We start from the raw sequence: 15,614 nt of genomic DNA on the forward strand, positions 1-15,614 counted from the left end.
AATTTATCCTGGTTGTGCAGTTTCTCTTATCTCAACACTTGTGTTCTCTCCGTTCAGGATCGGGCATTTCTTAGCGATCTTTATTGCTTCATTCATGTTATCAGCTAGTATAATTAAGTATCCTGCCACAGAAATATCGTCCGCAGTATGCGGTTTCTCAATAATTTCGCCATTGGGCTTTAATACCCTTCCTTCTTTTGAGAAATGATTTCCACCGTCGGCAAGTTGGCCGTTTTCTGAAATTTTATTTATCCATACCGTCCATTGCTGCATGTAAATTTTCATTTGCTCTTTAGTTGGTTGTACTTTCTCATTGGTAATGTCCATTCGGAACATTAATACAAATTCTTTCATGTTATTAAATTTTAATTATTAATTCTTTAGAGATACTGGTGTTCTTTTAAGCCATTTGGTTAGCACAATTCCCATAAATATCATTTTCATTAACCAGTCGCCAGCATGGACAGCACCCAACTGCCATTGCATGTTATCCCAGAGAATTGCTCCAATCATCCCGACCGCATGAAATGATATCCACAGAAGAAGAACCAGTTTTAATGTGTGTTTCCATTGTACCAGATTTAATATGAGAATTAATTTCGCCAGCACATAGACAACAATCAATTCTCTTAAGGGAGCAAACACCATCGTCCATCTGGGTATTTCGGGGTTTGGTGGGTTTCGGTATGTCTCCCATATTTCGCCGAAAACCATCGGGCTGTACCAAATTCCACTGAGAACAAATGCTATCAGTCCCGTTGCGATTATTGTCCAATAATTGTGTTGTGTGAGTTTTTCCATTGCATTGCGTTTTGTAAATGCAAAAATGCTTTGTTTCACACATATTGCTATTGACATAGGTCAAAATCGTTCTATTTTTATTTAAGCCTACTTAAAGTTTCTTCCCGGATATCCAGATAAGACGCCAATATCTTGTTGGATACCTGTTGAACTAAGGCAGGATTTTCATTCAAAATAATTTCATATCGTTGCTTCGCTGTTAGGGTTACCCTTTGCTCAATTTTCCTGTTTTGAAACGAATAAGCCATTTCCAAAATCCGCTGATAAAAATTTCTCCAATTATCCATTTGGCTATTCAGACGATAAAAATCCGCATGACTGATTGCTAAAAGCTCGGTATCTTCAAGCGCTTCTATCATTTCTATGGAGGGCTTTTGAGAAATGAAACTTGTTAAAGCTGTTCCAATATGATTATCGAGCATAATGTATCTTGTCTTTTCATGCCCGTTTTTATCTACAAAAAATATACGGACACAACCGGTTTTCACAAAGTAAAATTCTTTGCAAATGCTTCCCTCATGTAATAAAACATCATTTTTGCTGACGCATTTTCGCTTAAAACAACTTAATATTCTAACCAGCTGGTTTTCGTCAAAGTCGGAAAACATTTTGAGCACTGATTGTAACTTCTCTGACATTTCTCTTTGTTATAAGATGGTTAACATGATGGATGTCATTGGCCTTTTGTAGCGCTTTTCGTTGTCGGTTCATAGTAAAGCATTACGGCTCCATTGCCGAATATTTTTGTTTTATTGAGTTTAAAAACAGTTCTGTCTATGTCTTCAAACAACGGCAAACCGCCTCCTGCCACCATAGGGTGTATACAGAGCTGGTACTGGTCAATCAAATCAAGTTTCATCAGTTGTAATATCAGGCTTCGGCTACCAATAAGGATGTCTTTCCCCGTTTACTGTTTAAGCTTTAATATCTCTTTTTCTATATTTTGATCCGCCAACCTTGCACTTTTCCAGTCTACGCTTTCGAGGGTTCTGGAAAAAACAATTTTTGGGATATTATCTATAACCGCGGCAAAGTCGTCCATTGATTTTTCGCCGGAGGGTTTTTCAACTAAAGTCCGCCAAAATTCCATAAGCTGATACGTTACCCTCCCAAACAGAATAGCATCCGCATGGCGCAGTAAATCTGTGTAATGTTGATGTATTTCATCATCAGGAATTCCTGCAGTATGGTCGCAAACACCGTCTAGTGTCGTATTGATTGTTGCAATTACTTTTCTCATCGTATTTTATTTACATGTTTTTCATTTATTTTGCTGTGTTTCACTTTCGAAATCAGATTTCTTTTCTTAAAATGGCAAATCCCAAAGTACCGATGAGTTATCGTTTTATTGCTTCCGACAGAGAGCCAACGAAATTGATCTGTCGGCCTTTGTTGCTTTCATAAATGAAGTCCGTTAAACTTTGGGTTTCACATTTTGAAAAATCACCTATAATGATTAAAGGCATTCGGTACTGAGCAAATTTTTGGAGTATCTCACCTGCAAGTTTAGTTTTTAAATCAAAAAAATCGAGCGTAATGTTTTTTTCATGAATAAGAATCTTATCAAATCCCTGATAGTAAAGATCGCCCAATAGATCCAATCCGTCTTTGACAGATCTTAAGATGATGTCGTCAGAAATAATTTCAGCTATTTTTAAACTGTTGGTATGGTGTGTTTCAATTGTCATTGTCAGATCAATTTTTTAAATGGTTCGTATCTGTACCACTTACTAAGCTATATCGATTAACTCAACAATTTGATCCTCAGAAAATTTGAATATGGATCTTCCGCTTAAATCAATTTGCTCGCCTTTTTTTAATCCGTTGGGAAGATCAGAAGCTAAAGTTGCAATGTAATCTATTTCAATTTCGGTGGTATCGCCCTTATGCTTGAAAGATTTTATGGTTTGCAGCCGGCTTTCAAAATAGGATTTTGCCTGGTCAGCTTGTTTTCTAAACGCTTCAATCCCGTTTAACACCATCGTAACCTCATCATTATTGATGTTTTTAAAAATGATAGCTTCGTTAAAATCCCGGACCATCTTGTCAATGTCGAATGCATTATAGCCGTCAACATAATTTTTTATAATTTCTTCACGTTTTGTCATTGTTCGGTCTTAAATTAATTTGCCAGAAAACCTCATAAATCTTTTTCTAACAGTACATTGTTTTCCATCGTTCCTACTATTCTGAAACCTAGTTTTTCGGCGAAATTTAATGCGTTTATATTTTCAGCGGTTGTATTCGCTACGACTTTGTTTATTGCATATTCCCGCTGTGCATAGGGGATCAATAAGAGAAAGGCTGTTGCCATCAAACCTTTTCCCCAATAGTCGGGAAGCAGGGAGCCGCCGATTTCAATTTCGTTCCTCAGTTTGTCCCAATGGTGCAATGCGCAATCTCCAATGATTTTTTCTGGGTTTACGGTGGTGCGTATTGTGAAAATATCATTGCATTGTGAAATGATATTTTCAGTAAACTCGAAAGCTGCTCTGCTGTTCTCCTTTGATTCGACTTTTTCACTTTCCTGCCCGTCTTTTTGGAAATACAAACTGTGAAATGCAATAGCATCTTTTTCAGTTAGCCGTTTTAATAGTAGCTTTTGGTTGCTTATATCAGTAAATTCAATGGCCATGCAAGCGTATATTTAGTTATTTAGTCCATTTTTATCTGATCTAACTAAGGCGCCTAGTTTTTCGGGTGCGACTTCGCAGAACGCCGTTGTCAAAACTTCAACGAAAAGCTCCCAACTTACCATTTCGAGCTCTATTATAGTCCAGCCCTGCTTGCCCCACTTGTTTTTAACCGGATAAATGGCAGATTTATCTGCGGAAGAAAAAATATCCTGATCTATTTCTGATAACTTTACGGTAACTCTTTTTAGCTTATCATCATACGTTGCAAATATTTTTTTCCTCACCCTGAAAGAAGTCTTTTCAAAGTGTGGTTCCTCCGTGGTTTCAGGAAAGGAAAGTGCCAGTTTCAGCAATTTTTCAACTATTACCATAACTAATTATTTTTTTACCGGGGTCAAATGGGTCAGTACACACAACCATTCGTCACCGTCTTTTTTGTACACATCTGTAATCCATTCATCAGCTTCCATTGGTTCTCCTTGCCAGGTTCCGGTATTTTGCCCCCGGCCAGTTACCAATGCTATATCTCCGTACATTTTTACCCGCAACACTTCTTTGCTCATCACCGAATGGGATAGCAGCCCTTGTTTCAGTACTTCAAAAAACCGCTCTTGCTGTATAATTCCACCTTGACTGTCTACCAACACCCAATCGGATGTGATACATTTTTTTATTTCTGCGATGTCGTTTGTGACTACCGCCTGGTTGAAGTTGTCTTCAATGTGTTGAAATTCCTTAATTAGATCTATTTCATTCATATTTCAATCTTTTATTAGGATAAGGGAAAGCCCGATGTTATCAGGACTTTCCCTAACTGTTTTTTGCTTACATTATTTTTCCAAATTGTTTTCAGCAAAATATTTCATTGCTTTCTGCAAGAACAGCGCAAATTCAGGTTGCGGATTTCCGTCTGTAACATTAGCTAAATAGCGCTCGTCATTTACTAAAAGATCACCAAGACCCGCATAAGCACAAGCTTTTTGATCTGGCACAACTGAATTACCCCAAAATTTGTTAATTATATCATAATGCCTTGCAATGTGTTGCTGTACGATGTCCGATTCCGGACTATCGTTTCTCAGTGCAAATAGGTCGCTGAAAACATTTTTCATTTCTTTTTGAAGAGCTTCCACACCTGACTTACCAAGCTTAATGAGCTCTTTTTCAGATTGTTCGACGGTTTGCGCGCCGTACTTATTAATTGCTTCCTCTCTGTAGGTCGTTCCAACTTCTTTGGGAAAACCTTTGTACAATTCTTCTGGATTTTTCATCATTTCTCCTTTTTTAAGATTATTAATAGTGATGTCGATCGTTCTCAATAAGTCAGAAATTCTTCTTTTACGGTTGAGCAGTGCCGACTTATGCTGCATCAGCGCTTTAACCAGATCGTAGTCAGACTCATCCATCATTTCTAGAATATCCTTGAGTGGAAAGTCCAGTTCACGGAAAAACAGAATTTGCTGCAAGCGCAATAACTCGTCATTTCCATAAAGCCTGTACTTCTTCTCGGTTCTTACTGATGGACGGAGCAAGCCGATTTGATCATAATATTGAAGTGTGCGTACGCTCACACCCGATATTTCCGCCAATTTTTTAACTGTAAGAGTTTTCATTCTTTCTTATTATTTATCGACTGTACAAAGGTATGATATGACGTAACGTTAGGGTCAAATGTTTTTTGAAATTATTTTTAAATTTAATTATAAACAACTGAAAATTAGATAAATAATCTTTACATCTGTCGCTAAGCACATACTTTTGGTATCGTTGGTCGCAGCAATTTTCTCATTAAATGTCAAGAATTTTCTAAGATATCTTTCGTTGTTTGCTCACCAAGTTGCTGGGCTAATCCAATCAGAAGCCCTTCTGTTCCTCTTATATAACATAGCCGATAGACGTTCTGGTAGTTTACCACTTCTCCAACGAGTTCAGCACCGAGTTTCAAAAGTCTGGATAACAGTTCATCAATATTGTTGACCCTGAACATAATACGGAGATAGCCAAGTGAATTAACTGGTGCTGTCCTGTGGTCTGAAATTGTTGCAGGAGTAAGAAATTTTGAAAGTTCTAGGCGACTGTGGCCATCGGGTGTCACCATCATCGCAATTTCCACAGATTGATTTCCAAGCCCAGTTACACGGCCAGCCCATTCATCTTCAACTATCATACGCCCTTCCAGTGTAAGCCCTATTTCTGTAAAAAAACCAATTGCTTTATCAAGATTTTCTACAACGATACCAACGTTGTTCATTTCTAATAATTTACTCTTCATCCTATTTTTATTTTAAATTTTAAGATTGCTGTTAACAGTATACTATTTTTGTTAACCCACCTCCTGTCTAAATAAGACCGCAATTCTTCTTGTTGCGAAATTCGAAATAGCTTGGTGAATTAATGTTTCATGCTTTGCCTGTGGTAAAAAAATCAATGTGATATTTTCATCCATTTTTTGATATCTTTTAATCAGACTTGGTAATCCGTCTTCAATTTTATTGATTTTTTTGTCTTTTGGCTCCCATTTTTAATCGATTATCAAGGAATTGAAACTGCCACCCTTCTCATGTCAAATTTATTTATAATCACTCCTGGGGCTGCCCAATCAATCGTAGGAGGCAAAACAGATTTAGCTTGATCCGCATTCTCAAATAGAATAAATCCAAAACCTTCGTCATTGACCGGATCTACCCAATACCCCGCGATAAAACCCGGTGCACTTTTAACCTTGGGTAATATACTATTCGTGAAAGTGGTTGCTGCTTCTGAAGCAAATTGAGGGTTTATTGTTAATTGAATTAGAATTGCATACATTGATTTTAATTTAAGTTTTTTTATGTTATTATTCAGTAGGCTTATTTATAATCACTAACATTCCTTAGTTTCCGAATAAACATGTTGTTTAAGTAAAAAAAGGCTTCCATTTAGGTTTAATCCTATTTAGTTAAAATCATGGGTAAAAAAGTCTAAATGAATTGAAAACCGCCTGATGCATTATTGTTGCGTGGTTTTCCAGTGGCAAATAATCAAAGTAAACGTTCACGTTCCTGTTTTTCAGGTTTTTGATTTTATCAGCTAGAACATTTGCATCTACTTCCATTACCCGGGGAATTTTAGTGGGAGCCAAACCTTCTTTTCCAACTCCGATATAAATATCTTTGTGTTCAAAACGAGCAAGAGGTTGGTTTAATAACGACCCATTATCCCACCACAAACTGGGGCTGACGATGATATACTTGTTAAAAAGTTCCGGTTTTTTAAACAGGATTTCAGTTGCCAAAAGCCCGCCTAACGATTGCCCGATAATGGTTTTTGAAGAACTGGTCATATACTTTTCCTGTATATACGGTTGCAGCTCTTTTTCAATGAACGATATAAATCTGTTGGAATGCCCTGAGGTCGGATTTGCACTTTTATCTTCAGTTACATTTGTAGGGAATGTGAAATCCCTTCTCCTGTCCACCGTTGCGATACCCACTACTATTGATTTTGGAACCTGGTTAACCCATTCAAAACTATTGAACTGCACAAGCCCTACGATATGGATAAAATCCTCATCTGCTGAACCATCAAGTAAATAAATGACCGGATAACGTATCGTGTCTTTAGGATTATAGCCTTCGGGCAGATAGATATTCAATATCCTTTTTTCATTCAGTTCTTTTGACTGTATTTCATCAATCACACCGAGAATAAAGGGTTTGACAACACCTGTTTGTTCGGGTATTGGCTTCTGTCCAAAAGTTAATGATGCAAAAAAGATTACGAATAAGGAGAACAGTGAAATTTTCATTTGTAATTTTTTATTCAATTAGTTTTTTTAGTCCGTCTATGATAACGCCCCAATTTTCGGTAGAATGTTTTGCTTTTTCCTCGTCATAGTTTGATTGTGTAATCGTTAGCTCTGTTCCATTTTCAGTTTGGGTTACTTCATAAGTCACCAATAGATAATTTTCGGGCCTATCTTCCAATACAATCCAACTGCTTAAATAACTATACGAAAGTTTCTCGTTTGGCAAATACTCCAAAACCACGCCTTTGTCTACGTAAGGTGTTCCTTCATATTCCCCTGTCCATGAGATTTTACTGCCAACATTCCAATCCGTTTCCTGATTTGAACCGAAGAAATATTGCTTTACCATTTCGGGATTGGTTAATGCATCCCATACTTTATCAATTGGCGCTTTGATAATGGTCTGATACTTTGATTGATGATTTGTTTGCATATCAATTTTATTTAGTTGTTATTTCTATCCTTTTTAAGGTTGTGAGTTACGATAACCACTTAGCTGTTGTTAGTGGGTCGTTGTTCCTTCTTTTATTTTTTAAACACGAATGTTTGTTTTAATGTCGTCAGCCAATTCATATAGACCATTCACAAATGCGTGGTCTGTCCCTTTCAAAACTCTTACGGTTGAATTAGGAAATGCTTTTTTATAGAAATTCAAATGGTTGAAAGGGACAATTGCATCTTCCTTACATTGATAGAGAAATATCCTTTTTATTTGTTTGAGTTCCACTTCAAAGTTTTCCTTCAGTTCAAAGTCGTCCACTTCCCAGCCATTCTTTCCCCAAAGAGGTGTTGCAACTAAATGCAGTGATGAAATCAAAAGATTTGGCTTTTCTTCTGAAATAAATTTTAGTAACATTGAACCTCCTAATGAATGTCCAATTAGGACAGTTGGTTGGTCTGACTTCTTAAACTCTTTCGTGAAAAGGTTTTTCCACATTTGATAGGTTGGAGCTTCTGGGTCATCAATAATTGGGTAAAGAATTTCAAATTCGTCTCCCAATTCATTCTTTAGGTACTCTACTAAGTCAAAACTACCTTGTCCTTTACTTCCCTGTCCACCACCGCTATGAGCGAATAATATTTTTATTGGTTCCATTTGGCTTTTATAGGTTTATAAAGTGTCTTGCTTTTTCAAATTCATTAGTTTTGATAACTGCGGTCATCATTCCGCAGTTATACTTTCTACCTTCTCCGGCAGAAAGTATTAGGGCATCACTATTGGTTTTCGATTTCTCCATCCGTTAAATTTTATATTATAAAATTATCACAACTTTTCTTTTGGTCAGGTTATCTTATGGCAAGAAATTTTTACTTCATGCTCCGTTTTCGGCAAACTTAAAATCAATTTTTCCTTAGATGCCTTATAGACGTCAAGTATATTATTCTCATGTTCAATTGTTTTTTCAAATGTCAGACCGAGTTTTTCGATCAGCTTAATTGATGCTATATTCTCCTTAAGACTGATCGCCAAGATATTTTCAAACGCATTGTGGCTTATCAAGGCCAGCAGAACAGATTTGGTGGCTTCAAACGCATAGCCCTTATTGAAAAACTGGGGGAGGAAAGCAAAGCCTACATCGTTGAATGGTAAGTAATCCCGCTTTATCATGGTCACAAGACCGATTGGTAAGCGTCCATGTTTTAACTTCACTGTCCAATAAGTAATGTGGGGATTGTTTGTCACCTTTTGGATGTACTCCCTCGCATCCTTTTTTGAACGGATGTTACGGTCTCCAATATTTTTAACCCATCCCTCGGTATTTAAAAGTTCAACAATAAAAGCTGCATCTTTTTTCACTAAGGGTGTTATCTCAAGTCTTTCTGTATCTATTTCCATTCTACTTTTAAGTTTTTCAGTCGGAAAATTTTTGAAAATCAATCCAAAAAATATTACCGAGCCCGTTAAAAGGCGAGTTTAATATATCGAGGTATATTTTTGTTGTCATTGGTTCTTTGTCATCGTAAGGTTGACTGTCCCTAAATGAAGTAAAAAACAAATAATTACCATCCGGTGAAACCATAGGACATTGATCCATGTGAACCGAATTGATTTTCTTTCCCATATTTGTTCCATGTGTCCAATAATCATCTTTTTTATAGCTGATATATAAGTCTCCGCTTCCATAACTATCTTTATAGCCCATCCCAGTGTAGATTATATATTTTTCATCAGGATCAACAAAGGCATCAAATTCAATATTTTTGGTATTAAGGAAGCCGTCCAAACCTACTCGCTGGAGAAACTTACCATTGTTATATTTAGAAACCATTATATCGTAACCATTTTCTCCATGTTCAGTGGAAAAGTATAAGTTTCCCTTTTTTGAGATAGCAGGATAGAGTTCGTCTTTATCTGAATTGATTTCTCTGCCCAAATGTTTTGGAAGGCTAAAATCCCCATCTTTATATTCTACACACCAAATGTCAAAGTCCAATTTTAACATTCCTGGTACTACCGGTCTTGTTGATATAAAGTAGAGTTTATCACTATGGGGATCAAAGAATGGATCGGCATCGCTAAATTGTCCCGAGAATTGGGCGATTTGAGGCTTTGTCCATTTGCCCTTTTCCTTTTTTGTAATAAAAATTGTGTAGAACCTATTTGCAGCAGTGTTATTTGCAATGGTAAATAACACCACATTTCCGCCTGGTGAAAAAGTTATGTTATATTCGTTTAAATGGGTAGATATAATCCCATTTGCAAATAATGATGCTCTACCTTTTGATGGCTGTTCTGCATTGAAATAGAGGTTTGCACTGTATTTTTCATTACATGATATAAATAATAATAGTATAACAGGCGTTCCGAAAAGTTTCATTTTGATTTTTATTAATTATAGGGGCTTATCCATTATGGATATTTAAAATGCTTAACATTTTTGCTAATTGTTTAATATGTCTTTGAGTATGCACAACATAAAAGTGTAACCATTCAAACCGTGTCATATATCCTAATGTTGGAAATTCAAAATCTAAACAAAGCACTTTAAGGTCGTATCGGCTTGAGAAGCTAATAATACTGTCACTTATTGTCCGTATATTTAAAATTAAATCCTCCTTTTCAATATATCCATCCGAAGGATAGAAAACGTCCGAAGGTTCTGCAATTAGTTTTATATTAAAGTCCAAAAAAGCTCACTTAATGCTTTGCAATTCTCGTCATACGGTCTATCAGCAAATACCGTTACTCCTTTGAAAATTTTCCATGAGCCATACGACTTTAAAAGATGATCACCTACCTGACCCGCTGTCCAACTCTTTGGAAAAGGATTTGTATTTAGCTGTTTAGTATTAAAAGCTTCTAATATTTCAATTAACTCCTCAATTGTATGTTGAAAATTGTTTAGATGTGTTTCCATTTAATAAAATATTTCAATGAAGTTTAAAGCATCAAGTTTGTTAGGGATACCCATGTTTATTAGTCCTAAAATTCGTCAGTTCAATTTTATATTACAGAATTGAACTGACGAATGCTATTATTACATTGGATATGATCTAATGAACTAAATGTTACTTGATTGTAATAGACCCATTAGGATTTAAAGATTTGTCCTGTTTTTTTGAACCATTGGCTACGTTGAAAATAAAGTCTTTGGGATCGTACTTTCCAACAATCTTGCTAAGGTTAACGTTAATATTGAATTGTTTTTCTAAACCACAGTCTTCTAGAGATTTGTTATAGAGCACAAGATTAATTTGCCCTGGACTGGAAAACATTATAGAACCGTCCCAAACAGTGTGAAAATCATCTTGATTACAACCGCCTTTTACTGTAATGTTAAGCATATTGCCGTTTCTTTTAATGTCCTCAATATTGAAATCGTCTTTTCCACCACTTCTTTTTTCTACCAATTCAGCATATTTTCCGGCGCTCCTAAGTAGATTGCTTTCAAGAACTGTTTCCGGATCGCTGTCGGATTTTTCACATGAAGTAATTGCAAAGCAAAAAAGTAATGCGAAGGCTACATAAATTAAATTTGTTTTCATTTTTTAAGTTTTTAAGTAATTAAAATTTTTAGATAATACGAGTGCGACATTAAAAACGCTACATAAAATCCAATAATATTTACCATCTACTTTAATTTAGATAGTAAATTTAAGTATTTTTATAATACAGACAATAGTATTGGCAAAAAAATCTATTCCGATTATTTAAATTTTGCTTCCTGAGGTAATACACCATAAGAATTGAGACCGTATCTTTCGGTTAAACAATAAATAGCATAACTTTGCAATATGGGGAAATTTCGTAGCATAGAAACATTGGTAATTGATAGCAATATCCTGTGCTGTAATTTTGTAAATACGGTAAACTCCTGGAAATCAGAGTATAATTATGACTATCTTAACAATTACAATGATTTTATTGATTGGTGTTTTAAATTAGGAATTTTTCATTCTCAACGTCTCCAGATATTAAGGGAATTGGAAAGTGTACATCCCCAAGAGGCTTTGGCTGCGCTTAACCGTATTAGAGAAATACGTAGGATTTTACAGGGACTTATTTCTGCGGTTGCCCAAAGAAATGATGATAAAAAACTATTGTTTTTGCCCGAAGCAAATCTTTTGGTGGTTGATGCATTATCGAGACAGCGGTTGCAGTATGATGGAAATAAATTCTTTATGGATCAGATAGATACTTCCAATGACTTTTTGTTTCCTGTTTGGAAAGTCTTAAATTCATTGGTTCATCTGCTAACCGATCACAACTTAAAGCGAATAAAGGAATGCCCAACATGCGGGTGGGTCTTTTTGGATGAAACGAGAAATGCAAGCCGCAAATGGTGCAACCCAAAATATTGTGGAACATCGGACAAAATGAAACGCTATAATAAAAGAAAAAGTAGCAAATCATCTGAAAACAAAGATCAAAGCTAAAGATGGTTTTTACTTGCTAACTTAAATTTAATAGTAAATCAACAAAGCCATAAAAATCGTTAAAGATCGGCAACGATGATATTTCCTTTATATTGAAAATGTATATTGGGCGGTTGTAGCATTACTATTGTACCAAATGCTGTAAGTTCGGGTCATTCTTGATACGCTCCAGTTCACTTGTAACAATATTCAGGATGTCTAATTTTATCTGTTTGTAATTACTTTCAATTTCCTGCTTCATCCTATCCTCGCCGTGTTCATTTACAAAAGATAAGATTTGTGGTATCTTTTGATAAGCCTTGGTTTCGGCAGCTACCTTTTCGTTATCTACTACTATTTCAGCGTGAAATATCTTTTGCTCGATACGTTCCTCAAAATTATCCGATACAGAACCTACAAACATACCCTGTGTCAATGTTGAAATCTTTGAAGCCGGAATAAGGCTATCTAATTGGGTGGAAACAGAAGTTGACGTATCATTTCTGTTGATAGATATGCTCTGACGTTTCTGCAATACTTTCCCGAAACGTTCCGAAAGGCTTTTTGCTGTTTCTCCAACCACCTGACCACTGAAAATATTACCAACGGTATTCTGAATAACTTTAGCTTCTTTGTCACCGTAATCCCGTATCAATTGAGAGAAATCCTGAAAACCCAAACAAACTGCAACTTTATTACTTCTTGCAGTTGCAATAAGGTTATCCAGCCCTCTGAAATAGATTGTAGGTAACTCATCTATAATAACGGAACTTTTTAATTGCCCTTTCTTATTTATCAATTTTACAATCCTAGAATTGTACAAACCCAAAGCTGCGGAATAAATATTCTGCCTGTCGGGATTATTGCCTACGCACAAAATTTTCGGTTCTTTCGGATTATTGATGTCAAGCGTAAAATCATCACCTGTCATTACCCAGTATAGTTGCGGGCTGATCATTCTTGATAGCGGAATTTTTGCCGATGCTATTTGTCCTTGCAACTGGTCTTGCGCTCCGCCTTGCCACGCATCCATAAAGGGCGACAAATAATTTTCCAAATCGGGGTATGATGTTAAAATCGTGAATACGTCCGAATACTTTTTATTCAGTAATTCAATAGCGTGTGGGAATGTACAATACTTGCCATCCTCATAGATTTTCAGATACCAAATAATAGCAGCCAATAAGATAATTGGGCTTTCCACGAAAAAATCCCCTTGCTTCTGTATCCACGACCTGTTAAGGTTCAGCATTATGGTATATGCGGCTTCGTAGGCATCTGAAATATCCGTCATAAAGTCGGGATTGAGCGGGTTGCAACGGTGGCTCTTGCGTGGGTCGTCGAAATTTATCACGTAAAATTTCGGCTGAACTTTGTACTTATCCCTGTGCTTCAGCAAATGATTGTAGGCAATGGTGGAAAGGTCGTCGAACTTGAAATCGTAGATGTACATACTAAAGCCTTTCTCAATCTGCTGCTTGATGTAGTTGTTTACGATAGCATAAGATTTGCCTGAACCCGGAGTACCCAAAACTATTGATGCCCTGAAAGGATTGACAATGTTTATCCAACCGTTGTTCCATTTGTCTTTGTAGTAAAATTTGGTGGGCAGGTTAACGGAATACTCGTTTTCCATCAGCTTGGTTTCCTGCTGAAAGCTCTCGTTCTCATTGTTGAAAACATCGTCCATCAGGGTAGTACGGAGTAATCGGCTCATCCATACCCCCGCCATCAGCAAAGCGATATAGCCTAAAGAGATAGTAAGGATATACAGGAATGTGCCTGTTGCCGGAGATAGCTTCAGCAATGGTGTGTTCAGGAAGAACAGCACAAAGCCAACGCCCAAAGCCACGTAAATTTTAGACCAGGTTATCTTCTCATTCTTTACGCCCTTTGTGCCTAAGCAACTCAAAGCAAGTAAAACCAAAGCAAATGCTTTGGTATAAAGGGTATGTGAAAATAAACCTGCTGTCCGGTCGAAATTGCCTAATATCTTGTTGATTACTTCCAACGTCCAGCCACGTTCTAAAAAGAAACCGTAGCAGAACCAATAAAGGTGCATCAGCACCAAAAGAATACTGACTGCCCGCATAAAAGCCATTATCTTGGCAAGTCCTCTTAAATCGTCTTCTCCCTGCATTATTTTAAGTTTTAATGTTCGGGCGTGAATTTAAAGGCTCTATGCAGTGGCTCTAAAAATGTGGCAGCCAGTGGCGTTCTGTGGCAGTGTTTGGCTAAATATTATTTCTGCCCTCTTTGGCGTTTGCGCTTCTTCTTCATCTTATTGGCAAAGTCCTGTTCCTCGTAATCTTCGCCCTGGGCTTCGGGTAATAAACCGCCCAATGCTTCAATCAAACCGTCTTCGTGCTTGTCAGTAGTTAAGAAGTCGAACAAATGGTGTGGTTCTTCCGCAGGAAGATCCGCATCATTTGATGTGGATAGTTTGGGTTGTAAAACGGCAGGTTCTTTAATATCCGGTTTGATGTTATTGTTCCAATAATCATTAAAGGTGTTGGCAGAAAGTTCTGTTGCCAAACGTGAACCGTTCCAAACTGCTTTGGAATTGTGGTCAATAAATGTGATACCATAAATACGTCCTGTATCATTCCGGCGTACTACTACGTTAATGCCCTGTTCCCTTAACTGCTTTTTAAAAGCCGGTTCATCGTTTGTGGTTTGCAAAGCAATAGTAATGGCGGATTTTAGGGTCTGTTTTGTTGGGTTGTCTTTCAAAGCGGTTTTACATTTTGCAAAATACAATTCCAAAGCTGGAAGCCCTGCGTTCTTTCCGAACAGCGAAGCCTTGAATGGATGCCCAGCTCTTTCGCCTTTTTCATTTAAGGGAATATATAATAAGCCCTGCTGCATCTTTCCCTGCAATTCGCCCTCAATTTTTTCTGTTGTAATATTGAACATGGAAAGCAAGGCATTGTATTCGCCTAATGTTTGATATTTGTAGTAGTTTGGCAAGTGTCGAATAACCGAAGCAATTTGACTTTTTACATCTCCAGCTTGGTAATTTAGTGGATGGAAAACCTTATCATTCTGATTGCGCTTTTTTTCCGTCGCGGGTATCAAGCTGTATTTTTTTTCTAGATCACGGCATATATTCATAGACCGCATTTTCTCGAATTTGTCTGAAATCTTTTTACCCTGCTCATCCACGCAAACCGAAACAATATGAATATGGCTACGGTCAATATCGGTATGTTTGAACACTACAAAAGGCTGTTCGGCATAACCCATTTCCTTCATATATAGTTCTGCCATTTCCCTAAACTTATCATCGCTTACTTTGTCATTCGGATCAGGATTGAGCGAAATATGCAACGTATGTTTCTCGGTATTGCGGTTAGCAATGAGGTAAGGAGCAAAAGATTGTGCTAATTGTGTCACGGAATAATGACCGTTGGCAGTTTCAATCATCTTGTTTGCAAACAAAATCTGTCCGTTTTCATTCTCCACTTTGAGCTGATTGTACGCCAACGCTCCGTATAAATTTCCGCTTCTTCCGATTTTTGCTATCATTTTTA

At 36.9% G+C, this 15,614-nt stretch carries 24 protein-coding genes; 1 reads left to right on the forward strand and 23 read right to left on the reverse strand.

Features of this window, described 5'->3' with window-relative positions:
• Positions 1-3: 3 nt before the first annotated feature.
• From B7E04_RS14355 to B7E04_RS14450, 21 genes are all read right to left on the reverse strand, one after another.
• Positions 4-354 carry a YciI family protein gene (locus B7E04_RS14355; RefSeq protein ID WP_080779270.1) on the reverse strand — a complete coding sequence of 117 codons (351 nt, stop codon included), beginning with the start codon at positions 352-354 and terminating at the stop codon, positions 4-6.
• An 18-nt stretch (positions 355-372) separates the two neighbouring features.
• Complete coding sequence (locus B7E04_RS14360; RefSeq protein WP_165439447.1) at positions 373-801, reverse strand: DUF1761 domain-containing protein; 429 nt, start codon at positions 799-801, stop codon at positions 373-375.
• A gap of 77 nt (positions 802-878) precedes the next feature.
• Positions 879-1,439: a Crp/Fnr family transcriptional regulator gene (locus B7E04_RS14365; RefSeq protein ID WP_080779272.1), complete on the reverse strand. Its 561-nt coding sequence runs from the start codon at positions 1,437-1,439 to the stop codon at positions 879-881.
• Between the two features lie 35 nt (positions 1,440-1,474).
• The gene (locus B7E04_RS22690) at positions 1,475-1,696 is read right to left on the reverse strand and encodes a dihydrofolate reductase family protein (protein ID WP_394334776.1); all 222 of its coding nucleotides are present in this window, start codon (positions 1,694-1,696) and stop codon (positions 1,475-1,477) included.
• Positions 1,697-1,708: 12 nt separating this feature from the next.
• On the reverse strand, positions 1,709-2,041 hold the full coding sequence (locus B7E04_RS22695) for a dihydrofolate reductase family protein (RefSeq protein WP_394334771.1): 333 nt from the start codon (positions 2,039-2,041) through the stop codon (positions 1,709-1,711).
• Between the two features lie 97 nt (positions 2,042-2,138).
• Positions 2,139-2,489, reverse strand: a complete 351-nt coding sequence (locus B7E04_RS14375; protein WP_080779273.1) for a DUF4180 domain-containing protein — start codon at positions 2,487-2,489, stop codon at positions 2,139-2,141.
• Between the two features lie 42 nt (positions 2,490-2,531).
• Positions 2,532-2,909, reverse strand: a complete 378-nt coding sequence (locus B7E04_RS14380) for a nuclear transport factor 2 family protein (protein WP_065719265.1) — start codon at positions 2,907-2,909, stop codon at positions 2,532-2,534.
• Positions 2,910-2,941: 32 nt separating this feature from the next.
• Positions 2,942-3,436, reverse strand: a complete 495-nt coding sequence (locus B7E04_RS14385) for a GNAT family N-acetyltransferase (protein WP_080779274.1) — start codon at positions 3,434-3,436, stop codon at positions 2,942-2,944.
• 12 nt (positions 3,437-3,448) lie between these two features.
• Complete coding sequence (locus tag B7E04_RS14390) at positions 3,449-3,808, reverse strand: MmcQ/YjbR family DNA-binding protein (protein WP_080779275.1); 360 nt, start codon at positions 3,806-3,808, stop codon at positions 3,449-3,451.
• 6 nt (positions 3,809-3,814) lie between these two features.
• Entirely contained in the window at positions 3,815-4,195 is a 381-nt protein-coding gene (locus B7E04_RS14395) for a nuclear transport factor 2 family protein (protein ID WP_080779276.1), read from the reverse strand.
• A gap of 72 nt (positions 4,196-4,267) precedes the next feature.
• Entirely contained in the window at positions 4,268-5,050 is a 783-nt protein-coding gene (locus B7E04_RS14400) for a MerR family transcriptional regulator (protein WP_080779277.1), read from the reverse strand.
• A gap of 182 nt (positions 5,051-5,232) precedes the next feature.
• A complete protein-coding gene (locus tag B7E04_RS14405) occupies positions 5,233-5,709 on the reverse strand; it encodes a VOC family protein (RefSeq protein ID WP_080779278.1) in 477 nt (158 codons plus the stop codon).
• 260 nt (positions 5,710-5,969) lie between these two features.
• A complete protein-coding gene (locus tag B7E04_RS14410; RefSeq protein ID WP_080779279.1) occupies positions 5,970-6,245 on the reverse strand; it encodes a hypothetical protein in 276 nt (91 codons plus the stop codon).
• Positions 6,246-6,381: 136 nt separating this feature from the next.
• Complete coding sequence (locus tag B7E04_RS14415; protein WP_080779280.1) at positions 6,382-7,224, reverse strand: alpha/beta hydrolase; 843 nt, start codon at positions 7,222-7,224, stop codon at positions 6,382-6,384.
• Between the two features lie 10 nt (positions 7,225-7,234).
• A complete protein-coding gene (locus B7E04_RS14420) occupies positions 7,235-7,657 on the reverse strand; it encodes an SRPBCC family protein (protein WP_080779281.1) in 423 nt (140 codons plus the stop codon).
• Positions 7,658-7,756: 99 nt separating this feature from the next.
• Complete coding sequence (locus B7E04_RS14425) at positions 7,757-8,320, reverse strand: alpha/beta hydrolase (RefSeq protein ID WP_080779282.1); 564 nt, start codon at positions 8,318-8,320, stop codon at positions 7,757-7,759.
• Positions 8,321-8,327: 7 nt separating this feature from the next.
• Positions 8,328-8,462 (reverse strand): hypothetical protein, encoded by a 135-nt coding sequence (locus tag B7E04_RS22545; RefSeq protein WP_262484661.1) that lies wholly within the window; start codon positions 8,460-8,462, stop codon positions 8,328-8,330.
• A gap of 44 nt (positions 8,463-8,506) precedes the next feature.
• Positions 8,507-9,061, reverse strand: coding sequence for a GNAT family N-acetyltransferase (locus B7E04_RS14430; RefSeq protein ID WP_080779283.1), 555 nt, complete (start codon positions 9,059-9,061; stop codon positions 8,507-8,509).
• 16 nt (positions 9,062-9,077) lie between these two features.
• Positions 9,078-10,043 (reverse strand): TolB-like translocation protein, encoded by a 966-nt coding sequence (locus B7E04_RS14435; protein ID WP_080779284.1) that lies wholly within the window; start codon positions 10,041-10,043, stop codon positions 9,078-9,080.
• Between the two features lie 294 nt (positions 10,044-10,337).
• Entirely contained in the window at positions 10,338-10,583 is a 246-nt protein-coding gene (locus B7E04_RS14445; protein WP_080779286.1) for a hypothetical protein, read from the reverse strand.
• A gap of 151 nt (positions 10,584-10,734) precedes the next feature.
• Positions 10,735-11,211: a hypothetical protein gene (locus tag B7E04_RS14450; RefSeq protein WP_080779287.1), complete on the reverse strand. Its 477-nt coding sequence runs from the start codon at positions 11,209-11,211 to the stop codon at positions 10,735-10,737.
• A gap of 249 nt (positions 11,212-11,460) precedes the next feature.
• On the opposite strand from B7E04_RS14450, the gene B7E04_RS14455 reads away from it, so the two are divergent.
• The gene (locus B7E04_RS14455; protein WP_080779288.1) at positions 11,461-12,102 is read left to right on the forward strand and encodes a CGNR zinc finger domain-containing protein; all 642 of its coding nucleotides are present in this window, start codon (positions 11,461-11,463) and stop codon (positions 12,100-12,102) included.
• Positions 12,103-12,226: 124 nt separating this feature from the next.
• On the opposite strand, the gene mobC is transcribed toward B7E04_RS14455, so the two are convergent.
• A complete protein-coding gene (mobC, locus tag B7E04_RS14460) occupies positions 12,227-14,221 on the reverse strand; it encodes a conjugal transfer protein MobC (protein WP_080779289.1) in 1,995 nt (664 codons plus the stop codon).
• A 101-nt stretch (positions 14,222-14,322) separates the two neighbouring features.
• Positions 14,323-15,609 carry a conjugal transfer protein MobB gene (gene mobB / locus B7E04_RS14465; RefSeq protein ID WP_080779290.1) on the reverse strand — a complete coding sequence of 429 codons (1,287 nt, stop codon included), beginning with the start codon at positions 15,607-15,609 and terminating at the stop codon, positions 14,323-14,325.
• Positions 15,610-15,614: the final 5 nt, after the last annotated feature.

The sequence above is a fragment of the Chryseobacterium phocaeense genome (assembly GCF_900169075.1).
GTDB classification, from domain to species: domain Bacteria; phylum Bacteroidota; class Bacteroidia; order Flavobacteriales; family Weeksellaceae; genus Chryseobacterium; species Chryseobacterium phocaeense.